The organism is Micrococcus sp. KBS0714 (genome assembly GCF_002008305.4).
Taxonomy (GTDB): Bacteria; Actinomycetota; Actinomycetes; order Actinomycetales; family Micrococcaceae; genus Micrococcus; species Micrococcus luteus.
In genome coordinates, this window is sequence record NZ_CP042169.1 from 920,894 (window position 1) to 943,058 (window position 22,165).

The 22,165-nt window shown below is 73.9% G+C and carries 17 protein-coding genes and 3 tRNA genes; 18 read left to right on the forward strand and 2 right to left on the reverse strand.

Annotated features, from left to right (window positions below; translation table 11 throughout):
- Positions 1-11 precede the first annotated feature (11 nt).
- The 15 genes from B1A86_RS04215 (at position 12) to B1A86_RS04285 (ending at position 15,922) form a co-directional block, all read left to right on the forward strand.
- Positions 12-650, forward strand: coding sequence for a hypothetical protein (locus tag B1A86_RS04215; RefSeq protein ID WP_225348407.1), 639 nt, complete (start codon positions 12-14; stop codon positions 648-650).
- Entirely contained in the window at positions 643-2,268 is a 1,626-nt protein-coding gene (gene metG, locus B1A86_RS04220; RefSeq protein WP_063190343.1) for a methionine--tRNA ligase, read from the forward strand. The genes B1A86_RS04215 and metG overlap by 8 nt, the downstream gene beginning before the upstream one ends.
- Before the next feature lie 71 nt (positions 2,269-2,339).
- The gene (locus B1A86_RS04225) at positions 2,340-3,416 is read left to right on the forward strand and encodes a 3-isopropylmalate dehydrogenase (RefSeq protein WP_063190344.1); all 1,077 of its coding nucleotides are present in this window, start codon (positions 2,340-2,342) and stop codon (positions 3,414-3,416) included.
- Between the two features lie 187 nt (positions 3,417-3,603).
- Positions 3,604-4,653, forward strand: coding sequence for a branched-chain amino acid aminotransferase (locus tag B1A86_RS04230; RefSeq protein ID WP_044659184.1), 1,050 nt, complete (start codon positions 3,604-3,606; stop codon positions 4,651-4,653).
- A gap of 25 nt (positions 4,654-4,678) precedes the next feature.
- Positions 4,679-6,940 (forward strand): carbon starvation CstA family protein, encoded by a 2,262-nt coding sequence (locus tag B1A86_RS04235; protein ID WP_044659176.1) that lies wholly within the window; start codon positions 4,679-4,681, stop codon positions 6,938-6,940.
- Position 6,941: 1 nt separating this feature from the next.
- Entirely contained in the window at positions 6,942-7,178 is a 237-nt protein-coding gene (locus B1A86_RS04240; RefSeq protein ID WP_044659175.1) for a YbdD/YjiX family protein, read from the forward strand.
- Between the two features lie 189 nt (positions 7,179-7,367).
- On the forward strand, positions 7,368-8,162 hold the full coding sequence (locus B1A86_RS04245) for a fumarylacetoacetate hydrolase family protein (protein WP_044659174.1): 795 nt from the start codon (positions 7,368-7,370) through the stop codon (positions 8,160-8,162).
- 50 nt (positions 8,163-8,212) lie between these two features.
- Positions 8,213-9,790 carry a glutamate--tRNA ligase gene (gene gltX, locus B1A86_RS04250; RefSeq protein ID WP_036382085.1) on the forward strand — a complete coding sequence of 526 codons (1,578 nt, stop codon included), beginning with the start codon at positions 8,213-8,215 and terminating at the stop codon, positions 9,788-9,790.
- A complete protein-coding gene (locus B1A86_RS04255) occupies positions 9,787-10,584 on the forward strand; it encodes an HAD family hydrolase (RefSeq protein ID WP_036382082.1) in 798 nt (265 codons plus the stop codon). The genes gltX and B1A86_RS04255 overlap by 4 nt, the downstream gene beginning before the upstream one ends.
- 119 nt (positions 10,585-10,703) lie before the next feature.
- Positions 10,704-10,775: transfer RNA gene (locus tag B1A86_RS04260), tRNA-Gln, on the forward strand.
- A gap of 55 nt (positions 10,776-10,830) precedes the next feature.
- Positions 10,831-10,903, forward strand: a tRNA-Glu gene (locus B1A86_RS04265).
- Positions 10,904-11,032: 129 nt separating this feature from the next.
- A tRNA-Glu gene (locus B1A86_RS04270) sits at positions 11,033-11,105 on the forward strand.
- A gap of 106 nt (positions 11,106-11,211) precedes the next feature.
- Positions 11,212-13,020, forward strand: coding sequence for a dynamin family protein (locus B1A86_RS04275; RefSeq protein ID WP_134416627.1), 1,809 nt, complete (start codon positions 11,212-11,214; stop codon positions 13,018-13,020).
- Positions 13,017-14,777 (forward strand): GTPase, encoded by a 1,761-nt coding sequence (locus B1A86_RS04280; RefSeq protein WP_036338076.1) that lies wholly within the window; start codon positions 13,017-13,019, stop codon positions 14,775-14,777. Before B1A86_RS04275 ends, B1A86_RS04280 begins: the two co-directional genes overlap by 4 nt.
- The gene (locus B1A86_RS04285) at positions 14,774-15,922 is read left to right on the forward strand and encodes a thiamine-monophosphate kinase (RefSeq protein WP_078026041.1); all 1,149 of its coding nucleotides are present in this window, start codon (positions 14,774-14,776) and stop codon (positions 15,920-15,922) included. The genes B1A86_RS04280 and B1A86_RS04285 overlap by 4 nt, the downstream gene beginning before the upstream one ends.
- Before the next feature lie 27 nt (positions 15,923-15,949).
- Here B1A86_RS04285 and B1A86_RS04290 read toward each other — a convergent pair whose 3' ends face one another.
- A complete protein-coding gene (locus B1A86_RS04290) occupies positions 15,950-17,416 on the reverse strand; it encodes a UDP-glucose/GDP-mannose dehydrogenase family protein (RefSeq protein WP_078026042.1) in 1,467 nt (488 codons plus the stop codon).
- Between the two features lie 123 nt (positions 17,417-17,539).
- Positions 17,540-18,316 carry an IclR family transcriptional regulator gene (locus B1A86_RS04295; protein WP_078026043.1) on the reverse strand — a complete coding sequence of 259 codons (777 nt, stop codon included), beginning with the start codon at positions 18,314-18,316 and terminating at the stop codon, positions 17,540-17,542.
- A gap of 228 nt (positions 18,317-18,544) precedes the next feature.
- Here B1A86_RS04295 and leuC point away from each other — a divergent pair, with 228 nt between their 5' ends.
- The 3 genes from leuC to murA all read left to right on the forward strand — a co-directional run bounded on the left by leuC (position 18,545) and on the right by murA (position 22,109).
- Positions 18,545-19,999 (forward strand): 3-isopropylmalate dehydratase large subunit, encoded by a 1,455-nt coding sequence (gene leuC / locus B1A86_RS04300; protein ID WP_036338082.1) that lies wholly within the window; start codon positions 18,545-18,547, stop codon positions 19,997-19,999.
- Between the two features lie 3 nt (positions 20,000-20,002).
- Entirely contained in the window at positions 20,003-20,608 is a 606-nt protein-coding gene (leuD, locus tag B1A86_RS04305; protein ID WP_036338085.1) for a 3-isopropylmalate dehydratase small subunit, read from the forward strand.
- 172 nt (positions 20,609-20,780) lie between these two features.
- Positions 20,781-22,109, forward strand: coding sequence for a UDP-N-acetylglucosamine 1-carboxyvinyltransferase (murA, locus tag B1A86_RS04310; protein ID WP_002856412.1), 1,329 nt, complete (start codon positions 20,781-20,783; stop codon positions 22,107-22,109).
- Positions 22,110-22,165: the final 56 nt, after the last annotated feature.

The following is a 22,165-nucleotide window of genomic DNA, read 5'->3' on the forward strand; positions in this document are numbered from 1 at the left end:
CGGTCTTCGACGTGAACCACGAGGCCAACCTCACCGCGTGGTGGAGCTCGGGCCTGCTCCTGCTGGGGGCCGCGGGCTTCACCACGGTGGGTCTCGTGCGCCGCGCGCTGGGGGCGGATCGGCGGCGGAGCCTGCTCGCGTGGTTGACCCCCGCGGCCCTGCTGGCGGCCATGAGCTTGGACGAGTCGACGCAGATCCACGAGCAGGCCGGCCAGCTGTGGGAGGTTCTGCCGTTCGCGGGGGAGAACCCGCTGCCCGCGTTCCAGTGGCTGATCCTCGGCGCGCCGGCCGCGATCGTCGTCCTCGGGCTGCTCGCGCTGTGCACCGTCGCCCTGCCCCGCCGGACCCGAGCGCTGACGGTGGCGGGCGGCGCGGTGTTCTTCTTCGGCGCGATCGTCCTCGAGGCGGTGCCGCTCGTCTTCGGGATCGGGCGCAGCACCCTGGCCTACCACGTGGCGACCCACGCGGAGGAGCTGACCGAGATGATCGGGGCGTCCGTGCTCGTGGTGGCCCCGTGGGCCCACCTCCACCTGCGGCCTGCGCCGGGCCATCTGCAGGTGACCGCCGACGGCGTCCCGGACGCCGGCGCGGACGACGTCGTCCTCGGCGCGGGCCCCGGCCCCGCGGCTAGACTCGACGACTGTGACTGACGCCCGCGCCCCGTACTACCTGACCACGGCCATCTCCTACCCGAACGGCGAGCCGCACATCGGCCACGCCTACGAGTACATCGCCTCGGACGCGATGGCCCGCTTCCAGCGGCTCGACGGGCGGGATGTGCGCTTCCTGACCGGCACGGACGAGCACGGCCAGAAGATGGAGCAGACGGCGCAGCAGCAGGGCGTGAGCGCCCTCGAGCTGGCCACGCGCAACGCCGCCGTCTTCAAGGAGATGGACGACGACGTCCTGGACATCTCCTACGACCGCTTCATCCGCACCACGGACACGGACCACGCCGAGGCCGTCCGCGAGATCTGGCGGCGGATGGAGGCCAACGGGGACATCTACCTCGGCTCCTACGCCGGCTGGTACTCCGTGCGGGACGAACGCTACTTCGGCGAGGACGAGACCGAGGTGGGTCAGGACGGGGTGCGCCGCGCCGTCGAGACCGGCACCGAGGTGACGTGGACGGAGGAGGAGTCCTATTTCTTCCGCCTGTCCAAGTACCAGCAGCCGCTGCTGGACCACTACCGCGAGCACCCGGACTTCGCCGCCCCCCGGTACCGCTTCAACGAGGTCATCCGCTTCGTGGAGGCCGGGCTCGAGGACCTGTCCATCTCCCGGACCTCCTTCCAGTGGGGCATCGACCTGCCGGCGCCCGCGGACCCCGACGCCGCCGACGCCGACCGGCGCGCCGACCACGTCACCTACGTCTGGGTCGACGCGTTGACGAACTACCTCACCGGCGCGGGCTGGCCGGCGGAGGACCCGGAGGCGTTCGCGCGCTACTGGCCGGCGGACCTGCACGTGATCGGCAAGGACATCTCCCGGTTCCACTGCATCTTCTGGCCCGCGTTCCTCATGTCGGCCGGCCTCGAGCTGCCGCGCCGCGTCATGATCCATGGCTTCCTGAACAACAACGGGGCCAAGATGTCCAAGTCCCTGGGCAACGTGGTGCACCCGCGGGAATGGGTGGCCCGGTACGGCCTGGACGCCATTCGCTTCTTCCTGCTGCGCGAGTTCCCGTTCGGCGCGGACGGCTCCTACAGCCACGAGGCCGTGGTGAGCCGCAAGAACGCGGACCTGGCCAACAACCTCGGCAACCTCGCCCAGCGCTCGCTGTCCATGGTGGCCAAGAACTGCGGCGCCGCCGTGCCCGAGCCGGGCGAGTTCACCGAGGCGGACCGCGCCGTCCTGGCCCAGGTCGACGCCCTGCTGGAGCGCTCCCGGTCCGCGTACGCGGTGCAGGACTTCCACGACGCGCTCGAGGAGACCTGGCGCGTGCTCGGTGAGATCAACGCCTACTTCGCGGACCAGGCCCCGTGGGTGCTGCGCAAGACGGACGAGCCGCGCATGCGCACGGTGCTGTACGTGACGTTGCAGGCCGTGCGCCGGGTGGCCCTGCTCGCGCAGCCGGTGATGCCCGGCTCGGCCTCGCGGCTGCTGGACCTGCTCGGCGTCCCCGCCGAGGGCGACGCCGGCCGCACCGGCGCGTCCGGCACCGGCCCGCGGTCCTTCGCCGCGTTCCACGAGGACCTGGTCCCCGGCACCCCGCTGCCCGCCCCGCAGCCGGTCTTCCCGCGGCACGAGGAGCCCGCCGAGGACTGAGTCCGTCCGGAGGGTGAGACCGGGTGTCACACGATGTGGTCCTCACGCGTGCCGCGCGTAGCCTGAGGGCCATGACCGAGACCACACGCAGCTCCGCAGACCCCTTGGACATCGCCGTCATCGGCGGCGACGGCATCGGCCCCGAGGTCACCGACCAGGCCGCCGCCGTCCTGCAGGCGGCGCTGCGTGCCGAGGGGCGTCCGGAGGCCCGGCTCACCCCGTATCCGCTGGGTGCGGAGCACTGGCTCGAGACCGGCGAGGCGCTCACGGACGAGGTCCTCGAGTCCCTTCGCCGCCACGACGCGATCCTGTTCGGGGCCGTCGGCGCCGCGCCCGGGGACGAGCGCATCCCGTCCGGGCTGATCGAGCGCGGCATGCTGCTCAAGCTGCGCTTCGCGCTGGACCACGGCGTGAACCTGCGCCCGGCCACCCTGCTGCCCGGCGCCGTCAGCCCCCTGGCCGCGCCCGGCGAGATCGACTTCACCGTGGTGCGCGAGGGCACGGAGGGGCCGTACGTGGGCAACGGCGGTGCGATCCGCGTGGACACCCCGCACGAGATCGCCACGGAGGTCTCCGTGAACACGGCGTTCGGCGTGCGCCGCGTCGTCGAGGACGCCTTCCGTCGCGCCGACGCGGGCGAGCGCAAGCGCCTCACGCTCGTGCACAAGCACAACGTCCTGGTCCACGCCGGCCACCTGTGGCGCCGCACCGTGGAGTCCGTGGGGGCCGACTTCCCCGCGGTCACCTGGGACTACATGCACGTCGACGCCGCCATGATCTTCCTGGCGACGGACCCGGCCCGCTTCGACGTGATCGTGACGGACAACCTGTTCGGGGACATCATCACGGACCTCGCCGCGGCCGTGACCGGCGGCATCGGGCTCGCCGCCTCCGGCAACATCAACGTCGAGGGCACGGCGCCGTCGATGTTCGAGCCGGTCCACGGCTCCGCTCCGGACATCGCGGGCCAGGGGATCGCCGACCCCGTGGCCGCCATCCTCTCCGCCGCCCTGCTGCTCGAGCACGTGGGCGAGACCGGCGCCGCGGCGCGCGTGCGCACCGCGGTGTGGGCGCACCTGAAGGACCGGGTGGACGGCGCGCGGGGCACCACCGCCGAGGTGGGCGCCGACGTCGCCGCGCGGGTCTGACGCGCGGGCCCGGCGCGTCGACGCCGGGTCTAGGATGGGGCGACGGCCTGTGGCGTGTGCCACGCCCGGCGCCGTGGCCCCCGCGCGTCGTGCCCGGCACCGGAGCCGTCCCCATCCGTCACCCGTCACGAGGAGTGATCCCACCGTGTCCGAGACCGTGTTCACGCGGCAACCACATCTGTCCCCGATGTCCGATCAGCAGCGCGTCGAGATCCTCCAGGACCCCGGTTTCGGCAACGTCTTCACGGACCACATGGTCTCGATCGACTGGACCTGGGACGAGGACGGCGGCGCGTGGCATGACGCCCGCGTGGAGCCCTACGGCCCGCTGTCCCTGGACCCCGCGGCCGCCGTGCTGCACTACGGCCAGGAGATCTTCGAGGGCCTGAAGGCCTACCGGCACGAGGACGGGTCGGTGTGGACGTTCCGCCCCGAGGCCAACGCGGCCCGCCTGAACCGCTCCGCCCGCCGCCTGGCCCTGCCGGAGCTGCCCGAGGAGCTGTTCCTCGGCTCGCTGCGGGCCCAGCTCGAGGCGGACCGGGCCTGGGTGCCCACCGGCCCGGGCCAGTCCCTCTACCTGCGCCCCTTCATGTTCGCCTCCGAGGCGTTCCTCGGCGTCCGCCCGGCCCGGCAGGTGCGGTACATGGTGATCGCCTCGCCGGCCGGCAACTACTTCGGCGGCGAGCTCAAGCCGGTGACCATCTGGGTCTCGCGTGACTACGCCCGCGCCGGCAAGGGCGGCACGGGCGCGGCCAAGACCGGCGGCAACTACGCCGCCTCGCTGCTGCCCCAGCTGCAGGCCGCGGCGAAGGGCGCCGACCAGGTCGTGTTCCTCGACCAGTACCACGACGACGCGATCGAGGAGCTCGGCGGCATGAACGTGTTCTTCGTGCACGCCGACGGCCGCCTCGTCACCCCGGCGCTCACCGGCACGATCCTCGAGGGCGTCACCCGCTCCTCGATCCTCCAGCTCGGCCGGGACATGGGCCTGACCGTCGAGGAGCGTCGCGTCACCCTCGCCGAGTGGGCCGAGGGCGTCCGCTCGGGCGAGATCACCGAGGTCTTCGCGTGCGGCACCGCCGCCGTCGTGACCCCGATCGGCCGTCTGCTCGACGGCGACGACGTGATCGAGTCCGCCGGCGGGGCCGACGTGGCCCTGAAGATCCGCACCGAGCTCGAGGGCATCCAGACCGGGCGCGTCGAGGACCGCCACGGCTGGCTGCACCGCCTCGTCTGACCCCACCCCACGAACGGAGACCCCCGTGAGCTCGCACCGCTCCTCCGCGGCCGCCGAGGGCGCCCCACTCCCGGCCACGACGCCGGAAGACCTCCCGCCCACCGAGGCCGCCGGCCGGCCCCGCTGGACGCCCGCGAAGATCGCCGTCTGGGTGGCCGTCGCCCTGCTCGGCGGCGTCGCCTGGACCATGCTCGCCCTGCACCGCGGCGAGACGATCAACGCGATCTGGTTCGTGTTCGCCGCCGTGGCGACGTTCGCGATCGGCTACCGCTTCTACTCGAAGTACGTCGAGCGCATGATCGTCCACCCGGACGACACCCGCGCCACCCCGGCCGAGTACCGGGCCGACGGCCGGGACTACGTGGCCACCGACCGCCGCGTGCTCTACGGCCACCACTTCGCGGCCATCGCCGGCGCCGGTCCGCTCGTGGGCCCCGTGCTCGCCGCGCAGATGGGCTACCTGCCCGGCACCATCTGGATCATCGTCGGCGTGATCCTGGCCGGCGCGGTCCAGGACTACCTCGTCCTGTTCTTCTCGATGCGCCGCGGCGGCCGCTCGCTCGGCCAGATGGCCCGGGACGAGCTGGGCCGCGTCGGGGGCACCGCCGCGATCGTCGCGACCCTGCTGATCATGGTGATCATCACGGCCATCCTGGCCCTCGTGGTGGTCAACGCCCTGGGTGAGTCCCCGTGGGGCGTGTTCTCCGTGGCCATGACCATCCCGATCGCGCTCTTCATGGGCGTGTACCTGCGCTGGATCCGCCCGGGCCGCATCACCGAGATCTCCGTGATCGGGTTCGTCCTGCTCCTGGCGGCCATCATCGGCGGCGGCTGGGTGGCCGGGACCGAGTGGGGCGCGGCCCTGTTCACCCTGGACCGCACCACCATCGCCTGGGCCGTGATCATCTACGGGTTCGTCGCGGCCGTGCTGCCCGTGTGGCTGCTGCTCGCTCCGCGCGACTACCTGTCCACCTTCATGAAGATCGGCGTGATCGCCGGTCTCGCGCTGGCCATCGTCGTCGTGCAGCCGCGCATCGGCACCCCCGCGTTCTCCGAGTTCGCCTCGGGCCAGACCGGCCCGGTGTGGCCCGGTTCGCTGTTCCCGTTCCTGTTCGTCACCATCGCGTGCGGTGCGCTCTCCGGCTTCCACGCGCTGATCGCCTCGGGCACGACGCCCAAGATGGTGGAGAAGGAGCGGCAGACCCGCTTCATCGGCTACGGCGGCATGCTCATGGAGGCCTTCGTGGCGGTCATGGCGCTCGTGGCGGCCGTGTCCATCGACCGCGGCATCTACTTCGCCATGAACGCCCCCGCCGCGCTCACCGGCGGCACCCCCGAGACGGCGGCCGCTTGGGTGATGAGCCTGGGCCTGGCCGGCGTGGACGTCACGCCCGAGCAGCTCACCGCGCTGGCGAACCTCGTGGGCGAGGACACGGTCGTCTCCCGCACGGGTGGCGCCCCGACGCTCGCCGTCGGGCTCTCGATCATCATGGGCCAGCTGATCGGCGGCGAGGCCCTCATGGGCTTCTGGTACCACTTCGCCATCATGTTCGAGGCGCTGTTCATCCTCACCGCCGTGGACGCCGGCACCCGCGTGGCCCGCTTCATGCTCCAGGATTCCCTGGGCAACGTGGTCCCGCGCTTCAAGGACACCGGCTGGCGCGTGGGCGCCTGGGTGTGCACCGGCATCATGGTGGCCGCGTGGGGCGCCGTGCTGATCATGGGCGTGACCGACCCGCTGGGCGGCATCAACACGCTGTTCCCGCTGTTCGGCATCGCCAACCAGCTGCTGGCGGCCATCGCGCTCGCGGTGGTCCTGGCGATCGTGGCCGGCCGCCGGCACTTCCGGGGCCTGTGGATCGTGGCGCTGCCGCTGGGCTTCATCACCGTGGTCACCACGGTGGCGAGCTTCCAGAAGATCTTCTCGTCGGTCCCGGCGGTGGGCTACTGGGCGCAGCACAACGCGTTCAAGGACGCGCTGGCCTCGGGCGCCACGAGCTTCGGCGCCGCGAAGTCCGTGCCGGCGATGGAGGCCGTGGTCCGCAACACCTTCATCCAGGGCACGCTGTCCATCGTGTTCCTCGTGCTGGCGCTCGTGGTCATCACGACGTCGGTGCTCGCCACGGTGCGCGCCTTCCGCGGCACCGAGGTCATCGATCACCAGGACCCGTACGTGCCCTCGCAGCGCTTCGCCCCGGCCGGGCTGTTCGCCACGGCCGAGGAGAAGGAGCTGCAGGCGCAGTGGGACGCGCTGCCGGCCGAGAAGCAGCCGGTCCGGGGGCACTGACGTGGTCGCGCCGCGCACGACGCCGGGCGGCGCCCCCGCAGCGGAGGCCTCGCCCGCGCGTCGAACCTGGCAGGCGGCGCGCTGGTGGGTCCGCCAGCTCTCCGGCGAGGGGAAGTACGACGCGTACGTGGCCCACCACCGGGCGCACCATCCGGAACGCGCGCCGATGACCGAGCGGGAGTTCTGGCGGGCCGAGTACGCGCGCCAGGAGGCCAATCCGGGCAGCCGCTGCTGCTGAGCGGTCTCGACCCGCCCCGCACCGCACCCCACCGCGCTGAGCCAGACGAATCCGCCCGCGAGCCAGACGAATCGGTCGCCTCAGGCTGCCCGCCGCGGCCGAATCGTCTGGCTCGCGGCGTCAGCGGGGTCGGCATCGGGTGGGGTGTCCGGCGACGGCGCCCGCCGCTCACCCACTAGGCTGGCGGCCATGCGCATCGCCCGTTTCGTGGACCAGGCCGAACCGACCTACGGCATCGTGGAGGGCCCGGCCGACGCCGACCCCGCCGAGCTGACCGTCACCGCCCTGCAGGGCGACCCGTTCTTCCACGGGATCCAGCCCACCGGCACCACACACCGTCTCGAGGACGTGCGCCTCGTGGCCCCGATCATCCCGCGCTCGAAGATCGTGGGCGTCGGCCGCAACTGGGCCGACCACGCGAAGGAGCTCGGCAACGAGGTCCCCGCCTCGCCGCAGTTCTTCCTCAAGCCGAACACCGCCGTCGTGGGTCCGAACGAGCCCGTGACCCTGCCGAGCTGGTCGGACGAGGTCTCCTACGAGGCCGAGCTCGCCGTCGTCATCGGCACCATCTGCAAGGACGTGCCGGTGAGCCGCGTGGACGACGTCGTCTTCGGCTACACCGTGGGCAACGACCTCACCGCCCGCGACGCCCAGCGCACCGACCTGCAGTGGGCCCGCGCCAAGGGCTTCGACGGCGCCTGCCCGCTGGGCCCGTGGATCGAGACCGAGCTGGACGTGGAGCCGGCCGGCGGCCTGCGCATCACGTCCCGGCTCGACGGCGAGACCCGCCAGGACGGCACGACCACGGACATGGTCTTCGGCGTCCGCGAGCTCGTGGCCGCGGCCTCGGAGATGTTCACCCTCCTGCCCGGCGACGTGATCCTGACCGGCACCCCGGGCGGGGTCGGGACGGTCCAGGAGGGCCAGCGCGTCGAGGCCGAGGTCGAGGGCATCGGCGTGCTCGCCACCGTCTTCCGCCGCTGACGCGGGCGCCCGACGACGGCGCCCGGGCCCCGCGTAGACTCAGGGGCATCATGACTGACGCCACCGCTCCCGTGTCCGAGAACGCCCCCGCCCCCTTCGCCGACGTCCCCCAGGTGGACGCCGAGACCCCCGTGCGCGTGCGCTTCGCCCCCTCGCCCACCGGCACCCCCCACGTGGGGCTGATCCGCACCGTCCTGTTCAACTGGGGCTGGGCGCGGCACACCGGCGGCACCCTCGTGTTCCGCATCGAGGACACGGACGCCAAGCGCGACTCGGAGGAGTCCTACCAGCAGCTGCTCGAGGCGATGCGCTGGCTCGGGATCGACTGGGACGAGGGCGTCGAGGTCGGCGGCCCGCACGAGCCGTACCGTCAGTCCCAGCGCGGGCAGATCTACGCGGACGTGATCGAGAAGCTCAAGGCCGGCGGATACATCTACCCGTCCTACTCGAGCCCCGAGGAGACCGAGGCCCGTCACCGGGCCGCCGGCCGCGACCCCAAGCTCGGCTACGACGGCCACGACCGCGACCTCACGGACGAGCAGATCGCCGCCTTCGAGGCCGAGGGCCGCGCGCCGGTCTGGCGGCTGCGCATGCCGGACGAGGACATCACCTTCACCGACCTGGTGCGCGGGGAGATCACCTTCAAGGCCGGCTCCGTGCCGGACTTCGTGGTGGTGCGCGCGGACGGCTCGCCGCTGTACACCCTCGTGAACCCGGTGGACGACGCGCTCATGGGCATCACCCACGTGCTGCGCGGTGAGGACCTGCTCTCCTCGACTCCGCGCCAGATCGCGCTCTACCGCGCCCTGCACGCGATCGGCGTCGCCCGGTACATGCCGGTGTTCGGCCACCTGCCCTACGTGATGGGCGAGGGCAACAAGAAGCTCTCCAAGCGCGACCCGCAGGCCAACCTGTTCCTGCACCGGGACAACGGCTTCATCCCGGAGGGCCTGCTGAACTACCTCGGCCTGCTGGGCTGGTCCCTCTCCGCGGACGAGGACATCTTCACCCCGCAGCAGTTCGTGGAGCACTTCGACGTGCACAAGGTGCTGGCCAACCCCGCCCGCTTCGACGAGAAGAAGGCGATCGCGATCAACGGCACGCACGTGCGCATGCTCGACGTGGCCGACTTCCGCGACCGTCTCGTGCCCTACCTGCACGCGGCCGGCCTCGTGGGCGAGCACCTGACGGAGCGGGAGATGCAGATCCTCACCGCCGCGGCCCCGCTCGTGCAGGAGCGCGTGCAGCTGCTCGGCGAGGCCGTCGAGATGCTCGCCTTCCTCTTCACGGCGGACCGGGACGTCCGGACGGCCGAGGGCGCCCTCAAGGGCATGCCGGCGGACCTGGGGGCCGCCGTCGCCGCGGCCCGGGAGGCGCTGGCCGCCCTGCCCGAGGACGAGTTCACCACCGAGCGCATCGAGGCGGCGCTGCGGGCCGCCCTCATCGACGGTCTCGGCCTCAAGCCGCGCCAGGCGTTCGGCCCCGTGCGCGTCGCGGTGACCGGCCGCAAGGTGTCCCCGCCGCTCTTCGAGTCGCTCGAGATCCTGGGCCGCGACTCCGCGCTCGCCCGCCTGGACCGCTTCGCCGCGGAGCAGGGCCTGGACCAGGGCCGGCCCACCGACGCATGAGCCGGGACGCCAGCACGACGCCGGCCGGCGGGTCCGCGGGCGCGCCCGCGCCGCCGGCCTGGGACGCCGTCCTCTTCGACCTGGACGACACGCTGCTGGATCTGCGCTCCGCCCAGCACGCCGCGTTCGACGCGACGGTGCGCCGGCAGTGGGCCGGGGCCGCCGACGTCGACCCGGCGGTGCTGGCCGAGGCCACCGACGCCTTCGCGTCCGACGCCGGCGGCCACTACGGGCGCTACGTGGCCGGGGAGCTGACGTTCGAGGAGCAGCGGCTGGCCCGCGTGGCCGACGCCCTGCGCGCGCTCGGCGTGCCCGAGGACGCGGCGACCCCGCTCGACGGCCTGTGGACCACCGACTACGAAGAGGTCGTGCGCGGGCACTGGGCGCTGTTCCCCGCGACCGCCGACGTCCTCGCCGAGGTGCGGGGAACAGGCCGTGGCGTGGGGATCGTCACGAACAACGTGGAGGCCTACCAGCGCGGCAAGGCCGACGCCCTCGGTCTGGAGTGGGTCGAGGTGCTGATCGGCTCGGACACGGCCGGGGCCCCGAAGCCGGACCCGGCCCCCTTCCTGGCCGGCTGCTCCCGCCTGGGCACGGACCCGGGACGCACCCTCATGGTGGGGGACAGTCTGCGTCACGACGTCGAGGGGGCCCGGTCGGCGGGGCTCGTTCCGGTGTGGATGAGCCCCGACGCCCCCGCCCACGGCGGGGCGGAGGAGCCGCTCTGGGACGAGGAGCACGCATGCTGGCGGATGCGGGCGATCGGCGGGCTGCGGACCTGGCTGGCGGCCTGACCCGCCGATTTTGCACACGTCGCCCGGAGGGTGTAGAGTTCTTACTCGTTGCCGGAGAGATCCGGGAACACCGAGCTCATGAATATGATGCACATCGGTCAGGCATGCTTGACCGACAGTGGGGTATGGTGTAATTGGCAACACAACGGTTTCTGGTACCGTCATTCTAGGTTCGAGTCCTGGTACCCCAGCGAGTCTTCGGACTCAATGAACGCGCACGGGCGGAGACGCTCGGACGTGGCGCACGGCCCCATCGTATAGCGGCCTAGTACGCCGCCCTCTCACGGCGGTAACGCGGGTTCAAATCCCGCTGGGGTCACGCAGTCGCCGCCCGGTCCTCGGACCGGAACGGCACGGGCGGATGAACGCATCCGCCGCCTGAACAGGAGACGCAGGCGCAGAAGAAGGTCTCCACGGCATCGCTTCCGCACACGCGGACAGCGCGCTCGGCCCCATCGTATAGCGGCCTAGTACGCCGCCCTCTCACGGCGGTAACGCGGGTTCAAATCCCGCTGGGGTCACCCGAGTGACAGGAGGCCCGGTCCCTGCGGACCGGGCTTCCGTCGTTTCCGTCCGCCGGGCCGGCGGGATGGGCGGCCGGTGCGCGCCCGTGAGACGATGGCCCACGTGCCACACACGGATCAGAACGCCCCAGACCTCGGCGTCGACACGGCCGTCCGTCGCGTGCGCGAGCACCTCGCCGCGCTCGAGCTGCCCTTCGAGACCGTCACCGCGGGGCAGGACCGCGCCGAGCGCGAGCGCACCCTGCACCAGATCGACGACTACGTGCTGCCCCGCCTCGACTCGCTCGACGCGCCGCTGCTGGCCGTCGTGGGCGGCTCCACCGGTGCGGGCAAGTCCACGCTGGTGAACGCGCTCGTCGGCCACGAGGTCTCCCGCTCCTCCGCCCTGCGGCCCACCACGCGCCAGCCGCTGCTGCTGCACAACCCCGCCGACGCCCACTGGTTCACGGGCCCGCGGGTGCTGCCCGACCTCGCCCGCGTCAGCGTGCACCGCGACGCGGCCGCCGGCCCCGTCGAACCCGACCAGTCCGCGATGGACACGGTCGCGCTCGTGGCCGAGCCCGCACTGCCCTCGGGCATCGCCCTCGTGGACGCCCCGGACATCGACTCCGTGGCGGACCAGAACCGCGCGCTGGCCCGGCAGCTCCTCGAGGCCGCCGACCTGTGGATCTTCACGACGACGGCGCACCGCTACGCCGACGCCGTGCCCTGGCAGCTGCTGGACGAGGCCGCCGCCCGCGACATCACCGTGGCCGTCGTGCTCGGCCGCGTGCCCGAGGGCGCGGCGGAGGACATCACCCCGGACCTGCGGCGCATGCTCACCGAGCGCGGCCTCGCCGACGCCCGGATCCACGTGATCCCCGAGACCCGCTTCGACGAGCGCGGTCTGCTCCCGCAGGAGCACGTCGCGGGCCTGCGCGCCTGGCTCGAGACCCTCGCCGCCGACGCCCAGGCGCGCGGCGCTGTCGCCCGCCGGACCGTGGACGGCGTGCTGGGCCAGCTGGCCGCCCGCGTCGCCGACCTGGCCCGCGCCGAGGAGGAGCAGCGGCATGCCGCGGACCTGCTCGCCCGGATCGTGGGGGACTCCACGGACCAGGCCGTCGGCCGGGTCCGTGAGGCCACCTCGGACGGCACGCTGCTGCGCGGCGAGGTGCTCTCCCGCTGGCAGGACTTCGTGGGCACGGGGGAGTTCTTCCGCGGCGTCGAGACCACGATCGGCCGGCTGCGGGACCGCCTCGGCGCCCTGGTGCGCGGGCGCCCGGCCCCGCCCGAAGAGGTCGAGACCGCGCTCGAGACCGGCCTGCACGCCGTGATGGTCGAGGCGGCTGCCGCGGCCGCCGAGCAGATCGAGCGGCGTTGGGCGTCCGAGCCGGCGGGCCGGGCCCTCGTGGCCGGGCGCGACCTGGGCGCCCTGGCGCCGGACACGTCGGCGCGGGCGGCCGACGTCGTGCGGGACTGGCAGTCGGACGTCTTGGCACTGGTCCAGGAGGAGGGCGCGGGCAAGCGCACGCGCGCCCGCCTGGCGGCCACCGGCGTGAACGGCGCGGCCGTGGCCCTCATGATCATCTCGTTCGCCTCCACCGGCGGACTCGCGGGCATCGAGGTCGGCATCGCCGGCGGCGCCGCCGTCGTCGGGCAGAAGCTGCTCGAGTCGATCTTCGGCGAGGACGCCGTGCGCCGCATGGCCCGGCGGGCCGATGAGCTGCTCGAGCACCGCGTGCGGGCCTTCCTCGAGACCGTGCTCGCGGACCGCTTCCTGCCGCTGCTCCACCTCGAGCGCGAGCCGCAGGCCACCGAGGAGCTGCGCGCCCTCGTGCCGGTGCTGCGCCGCGGGGTGGCCGCCGGCGTCGACGGCCCGACCGGGCCCGAGCACGTCCCGTCCGCCGCCGAGGCGGGGGAGGAGCCCCGATGAGCCGCCGCGACACCCCCGCCCTGGCCCCCCGCCTGGACGCCCTCGGCGAGGCCGCCGAGTTGGCCGCGGGCCGCCTGCCCGAGGACGTCGTGGCCGGGGCCGACGCCGTCGTGCGCGCGGCCGGGGAGCGCCAGGCACTCTCCGCGGAGCACACCGTGGTCGGGTTCTTCGGGGCGACGGGCTCCGGCAAGTCCTCCCTGTTCAACGCGCTCACCGGCCGCGACCTGGCCCGCGTGGCCGCCACCCGGCCCACCACGTCCGAGCCGCTCGCCGCGGTCTGGGGCGTGGGCCGGGGACAGGGGCTGGACCCGGACGCGGAGCACGGCGACGGCACCGGCGAGGGCGGCGGCGCGGCCGCCCTGCTCGACTGGCTCGGCGTGCGCCGCCGCCACCTGCTGGACGAGGCCCCCGTGCTCGACGACGGCCGCCCCGGGTTCCTCGGCTTCGGCCGCCGTGACGGCGCCGACGCCACCGGCCTGATCCTGCTGGACCTGCCGGACATCGACTCGGTCGAGCGGGGCAACCGCGAGATCACCTCCCGGCTGGCCGGCCACGTGGACGTGCTGGTGTGGGTCGTGGACCCGGAGAAGTACGCGGACGCCGTGCTGCACCGCGAGTTCCTGGCGACCATGGGCTCGCACGCGGCCGTGACCCTCGTGCTGCTCAACCAGGTGGACCGGCTCTCGGTGCGGGACCGGGACGTCGTGCTGGCCTCGCTGCGCCGGATGCTCTCCGGCCACGGCCTCGGCGACGTCCGGGTGCTGCCCGTGTCCGCGCGCACGGGGGAGGGCCTGGAGGAGGTCGGCCGGCAGGTCGCGGCGATCGTCGCCCAGCGCGGCGCGGCCGCCGAGCGCCTGGGCGCGGACGTCGCGGCCCGTGCCGCGGACCTCGCCGCCGCCTCGGGCGAGGGCGAGCCGGCCGGCGTCGGGCCCGGGGACGAGCAGCGGCTCGGGCGCGAGCTGGCCGTGGCCGGCGGCGTGCCGGCCGTCGTCCGGGCGGTCGAGGGCTCGTACCGGCTGCGTTCGGCCAAGCGCACCAGCTGGCCCGTGCTGCGCTGGATGCACTCCTTCCGCGCGGACCCCCTGCGGCGCCTGCACCTGATGCCCGAGAGCGCCGCCCCCCGCCGCGACCGGGACGAGGTCGCCCGCGACCCCGCGCTGCACCGCACCTCCCTGCCCGAGCGCTCGGGCACCCAGCGGGCCGTCGTCGACGGCGCGGTCCGCACGCTGGCCGCCGCGGCCGGCGCGGGAGCCTCCGAGCCGTGGGCCGCCGCCATCCGCCGCGCGGGCCGGGAGCACGCCGAGGAGCTCCCCGGCGCCGTGGACCAGGCGATCGCCGCCACCGACCTCGGGGCCGGTCGGGGCAGTTGGTGGCACCCCGTGCTGGACGTGCTGCAGTGGCTCGCCCTCCTCACCGCCGTCGTCGGCGCCGGCTGGCTGGGCGTCCTCGCCCTGGCTGGGTACCTGCAGTTCCCCCTGCCGCCCGCCCCCACGGTCGAGGGCTTCCCCCTCCCGACGCTGCTGCTCGTCGGCGGCCTCGCGCTCGGCGTGCTCCTGGCCCTGCTGGCGATCCCCCTGACCCGGTGGACCGCCGCGGCGCGGGGACGCCACGCGCGCCGCCGCCTCGAGGAGGCGACCACCGACGTCGGCCGGCGGCTCGTCGTCGACCCGGTGCGCGCCGAGGTGGACCGCTTCCGCGCCTTCCGCGACGCCCTCGCCCGGGCCTCCGGCGCCCCGGTCCGGCGGGGCCGCCGATGACGGTGCGCGACCCCGCGGCCGCGGCGGGGGCGACCGTCGGCGACCTCACGGAGGCCGAGCTGCTGGAGGTCGTCCTGACCGGGCTCGCTCCCGCCGTCCGGGACGGCCACTGGCCCGCCGGCACCGTCGCCCCGGGCGACGACGCCGCCCTCGTGCCCGCGCCCCGCGGCGGGACGCTCATCTCCACGGACGCGATGGGGGAGGGCACGGACTTCCTGCACCGCTGGCCGGCCGGCCCCCGCACCCGCGGCCACGACGCCGGCTGGAAGGCCGTCGCCCAGAACCTCTCGGACGTCAACGCGATGGGCGGGAGCGCCTCCGCGCTCGTCACCGCCCTCACCCTGCCGCCGACGACGCCGGTCGCCTGGGTTCGGTCGTTCGCCGCGGGCATCGTGGGCGCGGTGCGTCACCTCGGCGCGCCGGACTGCCGGGTGGCCGGGGGCGACCTGGGCACCGGCGGACGGGTCCACGCCGCGGTGACGGTGCTCGGGGACCCGCACCCCGGCGGAGTGCTGTGCCGCACGCCGGCCGCGGCGGACCGGGACCGCGTGCTCGCCGAGGGCGCCGACCTCGTCCATGCCCAGGCGGTGCCGGACGGTCCCCGGGCCGCCGCGCCCCCGGGGCCGGGGTGGGCCGCCGCCGGGCTCGCCGTGCTGCTCACCGACCGCGCGGAGCTGGAGCGACGGGCGGACGCCCTCCCCGCCGCCGACCGGCCGTCACCGCGGGAGCTCGCCCGCGCCGTCCGCGCCCAGCTGCGACCCCGCCCGCCGCTGGCCCTCGGACCCGCCGCGGTGACGGCCGGCCTGCTCACCCTCATGGACGTCTCCGACGGCCTGGGCAAGGACGCGCACCGCATGGCGGCCGCCACCGGCGGGGCAGGCCCCGCGCCGGCACCGTGGCTGGACGAGGCCTGGCTGGCGCAGGCCGCCGCACCCCTGCGCCGCGTGGCCGCCCTGGCCGGGACCAGTCCGGAGGCGCTCGTGACCGGCGGGGGCGAGGACTACGGTCTCCTGGGGCTGGCGTGGCCCGAGACCGAGCTGCCCCGGGGGTTCACGCGGATCGGCCGGCTCGTGCCGGCCGGGGCCCGGGCGCCGGCCGGGCACCGGCCGCTGCCCGGGTCCGGCTGGGACCCGTTCGCCGGCTGAGCGCCCGGGCCGGGGTCCGCGGGCGGGTCAGGCCGCGCGGAGGAGTCGCTCCGGGTCGAAGCGGTGCCCGAGGCCGATGACGTCCCACCCGTGCTCGCGCCACGCGGCGACGTCCAGGACGTTGCGCCCGTCGATCAGCAGGCGGGAGGCCACGCGTGCGCCCACGGTGTCCGGATCCATCTCGCGGAACTGGCGCCACTCGGTCAGCAGCAGGGTCAGCTCGGCGCCGTCCACGGCCGCCTCGAGCGAGTCCACGTAGTCGAGCCGCGGGAAGCGGGCGGCCGCGTTGGCGTTGCCCTCGGGGTCGTATACCCGGACGTCGGCGCCGGCCGTGTAGAGACGGTTGGCGACGTCGAGGGCGGGGGAGTCCCGGACGTCGTCGGAGTCCGGCTTGAACGTGACGCCCAGCACGGCGATCCTCGTGCCGTTGAGCACCTGCACGCTCGCGGGGGTGGGGGCGGGCCCGGAGGCCTCGGCCCGGCGGATCCGGCCGTCGCGAGCCGCGGAGAGCACCTGCACGGCCAGGTCCACCACGCGGTCGCGGCGGCGCAGGTTGATGTCATCCACCTCCGCCAGGAACCGCATGGTCCGGTCCAGGCCCAGCTCGGAGACGCGGGCCTGGAGCGCGCGGATGTCCTTGGGCAGGCAGCCGCCCCCGAAGCCCACGCCCGCGTTGAGGAACCGGCGTCCGATCCGCGCGTCGTGGCCGATCGCGTCCGCGAGGGTGCCGATGTCCCCGCCCACGTTCTCGGTGATCTCCGAGAACGCGTTGATGAACGAGATCTTCGTGGCCAGGAAGGCGTTGGCGGCCACCTTCACCAGCTCGGCCGTCTCGAGGTCTGTGCTGATCCACGGGGTGTCGGCCGCGAGCTGCCGCGCGTAGACGCGGCGCAGGATGCCCTCGGCGCGGGGCCCGTGCATGCCGATGACGAGGCGGTCCGGGGTGAGCGTGTCCCTCACGGCGAAGCCCTCCCGGAGGAACTCGGGGTTCCAGGCGAGCTCGACCTCGCCCGGCAGTCCGGCCTCGGCGCGCACGGTGCGCACGAGCTCGGCCAGGCGGCGCGCGGTGCCCACGGGCACGGTCGACTTGCCGACGATCAGTGCGTCGCGGTCGATCGCCGCGGCGAGGGAGGCGACGGCGGCGTCCACATAGCTCAGGTCCGCCGCGGTCTCGCCCACCTTCTGCGGGGTGCCGACGCCGATGAAGTGGACGTCCGCCCAGCGGGCCGCCTCCGCGACGTCGGTGGTGAAGCGCAGCCGCCCGGAGGCGACGTGGGTGCGCAGCAGCTCGGGCAGGCCGGGTTCGTGGAAGGGCACCTCGCCGCGGGCCAGGCGCTCGATCTTGGCCGGGTCCACGTCCACGCCGAGGACCTCGAAGCCCAGCTCGGCCATGCAGGCGGCGTGCGTGGCGCCCAGATAGCCCGTGCCGATCACGGACAGCCGCGGCGCGGCCTCCTGCTCGGCGGGGGCGGCGGGCGCGGTCGTCTCGGTCACAGCGGACTCCTCGGTGGTGCGGGGGGCGGCGGTCGGGGACCTGGTTGACGCTAGGCCCCGCGGGTGAACGCGGGAAGAACGGGGTGTCTCCGCGGCGCGTCCCGTCGGTGGCGCGGGCGGGCCTCAGGCCTCGCCGGCGCGGATGAGCTCGGTGAGCCGCGTCGCGGCGGAGACGACGGCGTCCGCGTGCAGCCGGCCCGGCTGACGGGAGAGCCGCTCGAGGGGGCCGGAGATCGAGACCGCCGCGATGACGCGGCCGCTGGGGCCGCGCACCGGTGCGGACACCGAGGCGACCCCGGGCTCGCGCTCGGCCAGGGACTGGGCCCAGCCGCGCCGCCGCACCGCCGCGAGGACGGTGGGTGTGAACACGGCGCCGGCCAGCCCCTCGACGAGCCGCTCGTGGTCCTCCCAGGCCAGGAGCACCTGCGCGGCGGAGCCGGCCTTCATGGACATGCGAGCGCCCACGGGGATGGTGTCGCGCAGGCCCCAGGGCCGCTCCGCGCTGGCCACGCACACGCGGGAGTCCGCCTGCCGACGGAACACCTGGGCGCTCTCGCCCGTGGCGTCGCGCAGCCACAGCAGCACCGGGCCGGAGGCCGTGGTGAGCCGGTCCTCGCCGGCGGCGGAGGCGAGCTCGGCGAGGCGGGTGCCCAGCACGTAGCGGCCCTGCAGGTCCTTGCCCACCATGCGGTGGTGCGTGAGGGCGGCCGCGAGCCGGTGCAGCGTGGGCCGCGCGATCCCGGTGGCGATGACGAGCTGGGCGAGCGTGGCCGGGCCGGACTCGAGCGCGTCAAGGATCGCCACCGACTTGTCCACCACGCCGACACCGCTGGGATGCCGGTGGAGCGAGGGGCCGATGAGGTCGTCCTCGGTGGGCGGGCGCACGGGCTCGGTGGTCATGGGGTGATCGTAGTCGTCTCACTGCGCGGACGGCCGGGGGTGTCGGTGTGCGTCGCATGTGACCGGGCCGGCCGGGGCCAGGTCCGGCATGTGAGACGAAATCTCACGATATGGAATATCGCGCCGCGTGGTCGAGAACGGCCCCGCCGCGCCCCACAGTGGTCCGTGAGCACCGGCGCCCCGCGCCGGGCGACGACCGACAGGTGCGTGAGCAGGAAGGTGCGGCACATGACGACGGCGACGACGCGGCCCAGGACGCTGGCCGAGAAGGTCTGGGACGAACACGTGGTGGTGCGTGGCGAGGGCGAGGGCGCCTCCCGCACCCCCGACCTGCTCTACATCGACCTGCACCTCGTGCACGAGGTGACGAGCCCGCAGGCCTTCGAGGGGCTGCGTCTGGCCGGGCGTCCGGTGCGCCGGCCCGACCTGACCATCGCCACGGAGGACCACAACACCCCGACGCTGGACATCGACCAGCCGATCGCGGATGCCACCTCGCGCACGCAGATCGAGACCCTGCGGGCCAACTGCGCCGAGTTCGGCGTCCGCCTGCACCCGTTGGGCGACGCCGAGCAGGGCATCGTCCACGTCGTCGGCCCCCAGCTGGGTCTGACCCAGCCCGGCCTCACCGTGGTCTGCGGCGATTCCCACACCTCCACCCACGGCGCGTTCGGCGCCCTGGCGTTCGGCATCGGCACCTCCGAGGTCGAGCACGTCCTGGCCACCCAGACCCTGCCGCTGAAGCCCTTCAAGACCATGGCGGTCACCGTGGACGGCACGCTGCGCCCGGGTGTGACGGCCAAGGACATCATCCTCGCGGTCATCGCGAAGATCGGCACGGGCGGGGGCCAGGGCTTCGTGCTCGAGTACCGCGGTGAGGCCATCCGGAACCTCTCCATGGAGGGCCGGATGACCATCTGCAACATGTCCATCGAGGCCGGCGCCCGCGCCGGCATGGTCGCCCCGGACGAGACCACCTTCGCCTACCTGAAGGGCCGTCCCCATGCCCCCGAGGGCGACGACTGGGATGCCGCCGTCGAGCACTGGCGCACCCTCGCCACGGACGAGGGTGCCGAGTTCGACGCCGAGGTGGTCATCGACGCGGACACGCTGGAGCCGTTCGTCACGTGGGGCACCAACCCGGGGCAGGGCGTGAGCCTGAACGACACCGTCCCCGCGCCCGAGGACTTCGCCGACCCGGTGGCCCAGGAGGCGGCCCGCAAGGCACTGTCCTACATGGACCTGGCCCCCGGCACCCCGATGAAGCAGGTCGAGGTCGACACCGTGTTCATGGGCTCGTGCACCAACTCCCGCATCGAGGACCTGCGGGCGTTCGCCGAGGTCGTCCGGGGCCGACGCAAGGCCGAGGGGCTGCGCGTCATGGTCGTGCCGGGCTCGGCGCGCGTGCGTCTGCAGGCCATGGACGAGGGCCTGGACAGGGTGTTCGAGGACTTCGGGGCCGAGTGGCGGTTCGCCGGCTGCTCCATGTGCCTGGGCATGAACCCGGACCAGCTCTCCCCGGGGGAGCGCTGCGCGTCCACCTCCAACCGCAACTTCGAGGGCCGGCAGGGCAAGGGCGGGCGCACCCACCTGGTGTCCCCGGTGGTCGCCGCGGCCACCGCCGTGCTGGGCCGCCTCGCCAGCCCGTCCGACCTGCCCGCCCTCACCCCCCAGGAGGCCTGAGCCATGGAGAAGTTCACCACCCACACCGGCGTCGGCGTGCCGCTGCGCGCCTCGAACGTGGACACGGACCAGATCATCCCGGCCGTGTACCTCAAGCGGATCTCCCGCACGGGCTTCGAGGACGCCCTGTTCGCCGGCTGGCGCCAGGACCCCGACTTCATCCTGAACACCGAGCCGTTCAGCGGAGGCACCGTGCTCGTGGCGGGCTCGGACTTCGGCACCGGCTCCTCGCGCGAACACGCCGTGTGGGCGCTCAAGGACTACGGCTTCCGCGCCGTGATCTCCCCGCGCTTCGCGGACATCTTCCGCGGCAACTCCGCCAAACAGGGGCTCGTCGCGGCCCAGGTGGAGCAGGAGGACGTCGAGCGCATCTGGAAGGAGCTGGAGAACCGTCCCGGGACCCCGGTCACCGTGGACCTCGTCACACGCACCGTCGAGTGCGGGGATGTGACCGCCCCCTTCCAGATCGACGACGACACCCGTCACCGGCTGCTCGAGGGCCTGGACGACATCGCCGTCACCCTGGGGCACCAGGCCGAGATCGACGCCTACGAGGCGGACCGCCCCGCGTACAAGCCCACCACCCTGCCGGCCCGCACGGCCGGCTGACCGGCCGCCGCCGGGAGCGCACCATTGCCGCGCGTGCCCGGCGACGCCCTATGCTGGGAGGCGATTCCGGGACCGCCCGCCGCACACGGCGGGCGGTCCCGTTCAGAGACCTCCCCGCTCCGGCGGAGTGGCCGAGACCGTGGCCCTGCGGCCGCGCTGAGGAAGGACGCGCATGGCGAAGCTCTTGACCATCCATGGCGGAAAGCCGCTGACCGGTGAGGTGACCGTGCGCGGCGCCAAGAACCTGGTGCCCAAGGCCATGGTGGCCGCCCTGCTCGGCAACTCGCCGTCCGTGCTCCGGAACATCCCCGAGATCAAGGACGTGGACGTCGTCAGCTCCCTCCTCGAGATCCACGGCGTGTCCGTGGAGTGGGACAAGGAGACCGGGCGGATCACGATGGACCCGGCCGGGGTGAAGTCGGCCCTGACCGCCGAGATCGACGCCCACGCCGGCGACTCGCGCATCCCGATCCTCTTCTGCGGCCCGCTCATGCACGCGATCGGGGAGGCCTTCATCCCCGACCTCGGCGGCTGCAAGATCGGCGACCGCCCGATCGACTACCACCTGGCCGTGCTGCGCAACTTCGGCGCCGTCGTGGACAAGCGCCCGGGCGGCATCTCCATCTCCGCCCCCAAGGGCCTGCACGGCGCCAAGCTCGAGCTGCCGTACCCCTCCGTCGGAGCCACCGAGCAGGTGCTGCTGACCGCTGTGAAGGCCGAGGGCATCACCGAGCTCAAGGGCGCCGCCGTCGAGCCGGAGATCCACGACCTCATCGCCGTCCTGCAGAAGATGGGCGCGATCATCACCGTGCAGACGGACCGCACCATCCGCATCGAGGGCGTGAGCGAGATGCGCGGCTACAACCACATCGCGCTGCCCGACCGCAACGAGTCCGCCTCGTGGGCCTCCGCCGCCCTGGCCACCCGGGGGGACATCTACGTCCGCGGCGCCGAGCAGCGCGACCTGACGGCGTTCCTGAACACCTACCGCAAGATCGGCGGCGAGTTCGACGTCGTCGACGACGGCATCCGGTTCTGGCACGCCGGCGGCGATCTCAACCCGCTCGTGCTCGAGACGGACGTGCACCCCGGCTTCATGACCGACTGGCAGCAGCCCCTCGTGGTGGCGCTGACCCAGGCCAAGGGGGTCTCCATCGTGCACGAGACCGTGTACGAGAACCGCTTCGGCTTCACCGACGCCCTCGTGCGGATGGGCGCCTCCATCCAGCTGCACCGCGAGTGCCTCGGCTCCGTGCCGTGCCGCTTCGGTCAGCGCAACTTCCTGCACTCGGCCGTGATCTCCGGCCCGACGCCGCTGCACGGCGTCGAGTTCGACATCCCGGACCTGCGCGGCGGCTTCTCCCACCTGATCGCCGCCCTCACCGCCGAGGGCACCTCCACGGCGACGGGCCTGGAGATCATCAACCGCGGCTACGAGCACTTCATGGCGAAGCTCGAGGGCCTCGGCGCCGACGTCGAACTGACCGAACGCGACCGGTGAGCGGCGTGGACGCGCAGAGCCCTGCCGCCGCGGGGGGTCGTCCGACGCGTACCGCG

Excerpts from the sequence above, each read along its gene's own strand:
- murA (WP_002856412.1), top strand. The coding sequence starts at position 20,781 with ATGGCGAAGCTCTTGACCATCCATGGCGGAAAGCCGCTGACCGGTGAG.
- B1A86_RS04225 (WP_063190344.1), top strand. The coding sequence starts at position 2,340 with ATGACCGAGACCACACGCAGCTCCGCAGACCCCTTGGACATCGCCGTC.
- B1A86_RS04245 (WP_044659174.1), top strand. The coding sequence starts at position 7,368 with ATGCGCATCGCCCGTTTCGTGGACCAGGCCGAACCGACCTACGGCATC.
- B1A86_RS04295 (WP_078026043.1), bottom strand. The coding sequence starts at position 18,316 with ATGACCACCGAGCCCGTGCGCCCGCCCACCGAGGACGACCTCATCGGC.
- B1A86_RS04255 (WP_036382082.1), top strand. The coding sequence starts at position 9,787 with ATGAGCCGGGACGCCAGCACGACGCCGGCCGGCGGGTCCGCGGGCGCG.
- B1A86_RS04280 (WP_036338076.1), top strand. The coding sequence starts at position 13,017 with ATGAGCCGCCGCGACACCCCCGCCCTGGCCCCCCGCCTGGACGCCCTC.
- leuD (WP_036338085.1), top strand. The coding sequence starts at position 20,003 with ATGGAGAAGTTCACCACCCACACCGGCGTCGGCGTGCCGCTGCGCGCC.
- B1A86_RS04285 (WP_078026041.1), top strand. The coding sequence starts at position 14,774 with ATGACGGTGCGCGACCCCGCGGCCGCGGCGGGGGCGACCGTCGGCGAC.
- B1A86_RS04230 (WP_044659184.1), top strand. The coding sequence starts at position 3,604 with ATGTCCGATCAGCAGCGCGTCGAGATCCTCCAGGACCCCGGTTTCGGC.
- gltX (WP_036382085.1), top strand. The coding sequence starts at position 8,213 with ATGACTGACGCCACCGCTCCCGTGTCCGAGAACGCCCCCGCCCCCTTC.
- leuC (WP_036338082.1), top strand. The coding sequence starts at position 18,545 with ATGACGACGGCGACGACGCGGCCCAGGACGCTGGCCGAGAAGGTCTGG.